Consider the following 1223-nt stretch of genomic DNA (forward strand, 5'->3'; position numbering starts at 1 on the left):
AAGCCAAGGCGCGCAAGGCATCGTTCAAGCCGTCTTATGGCAAACCCGCCGGTGCAAGACCGTTCGGCAAGCCGAGAGGCGAACGTCCGGGCGGGGCTGGCGGCGGTGAGCGTCCGCGCAATGGTCCCCGAGGCCCCAAAGCGAGATGAGAATCGTCGGTGGTGAGTTTCGCGGGCGTCCGCTGGCGACGCCGCGCTCGAGCGCCATTCGTCCGACGACCGATCGCACCCGCGAGGCGGTCTTCAACGTGCTGGCGCATCGCTTTGCCGCGCAATTGGACGGCGCGCGCGTGCTCGACCTGTTCGCCGGCACCGGTGCGCTGGGGCTCGAGGCGCTGTCGCGCGGTGCCTCCTACGGCGTCTTCATCGAGGAATCGGCCGAAGGCCGTGGCCTGATCCGCGACAATGTCGAAGCCTTCGGCCTGACCGGCCGCACCAAGATCTTCCGCCGCGATGCCACCGGCCTTGGCGAAGCGGGCACGCTGGCGCCGTTCGGCCTCGTCTTTGCCGACCCGCCCTATGGCAAGGGCCTTGGCGAGCGCGCCTTGCAGTCGGCGAAAGCCGGCGGCTGGCTTCGCCCTGGCGCGCTGTGCGTGGTCGAAGAGGCGGCAGTGGCGCCCTTCGAGCCGGGCCCCGGCTTTTCCGTGCTGGACGAGCGCAACTATGGCGAGACCGTCATCCGCTTTATCGAGGCGGCCTGATACGCCTTCGCGATTGGCGGTTCCTCTCCCCCGCTTCACGGGGGCGAGGAACCGAGCTCCGCCTCTAAAATGACCAACAATTAACTTTGCTTGTCGCCAGTACCTTGCCTATCGTCTGCAGACAGAACCGGAGCCGTTGATGACATCCACGATTGAATGGCTGCGCGGAACGCTGTTGGCGTCCTCTTTGGCTTTTGTCATGACCAGCCCGGTGCTGGCCGAGAGCCCCGTCTTGCCCAACACGGTTCCGGCCGAGTTCAAGGTCACGGATTTCCTGCTCGACAACGGCATGGAGGTGGTCGTCATTCCCGACCACCGTGCGCCGATCGTCACCCATATGGTCTGGTACAAGATCGGCAGCGCCGACGAGCCGCCCGGCAAATCCGGCATTGCGCATTTCTTCGAACATCTGATGTTCAAGGCGGCGACCAACCATGCGGCGGGCGAGTTCGACCGCGCCATCTCCGATATCGGCGGCTCCAACAACGCCTTCACCTCTTACGACTACACCGCCTTCCACGAG

The 1223-nt window shown here is 65.2% G+C and carries 2 protein-coding genes; both read left to right on the forward strand.

Features of this window, described 5'->3' with window-relative positions; genetic code table 11:
- Window positions 1-145 precede the first annotated feature (145 nt).
- Window positions 146-700, forward strand: coding sequence for a 16S rRNA (guanine(966)-N(2))-methyltransferase RsmD (rsmD, locus tag EN893_RS34625; RefSeq protein WP_127266868.1), 555 nt, complete (start codon window positions 146-148; stop codon window positions 698-700).
- A 139-nt stretch (window positions 701-839) separates the two neighbouring features.
- The coding region (locus EN893_RS34630) for an insulinase family protein (RefSeq protein WP_164901415.1) at window positions 840-1223 on the forward strand (384 nt) is incomplete at its 3' end.

This window comes from Mesorhizobium sp. M7A.F.Ca.CA.004.04.2.1 (genome assembly GCF_004022825.1).
Taxonomy (GTDB): domain Bacteria; phylum Pseudomonadota; class Alphaproteobacteria; order Rhizobiales; family Rhizobiaceae; genus Mesorhizobium.

Excerpts from the sequence above, each read along its gene's own strand:
- rsmD (WP_127266868.1), top strand. The coding sequence starts at position 146 with ATGAGAATCGTCGGTGGTGAGTTTCGCGGGCGTCCGCTGGCGACGCCG.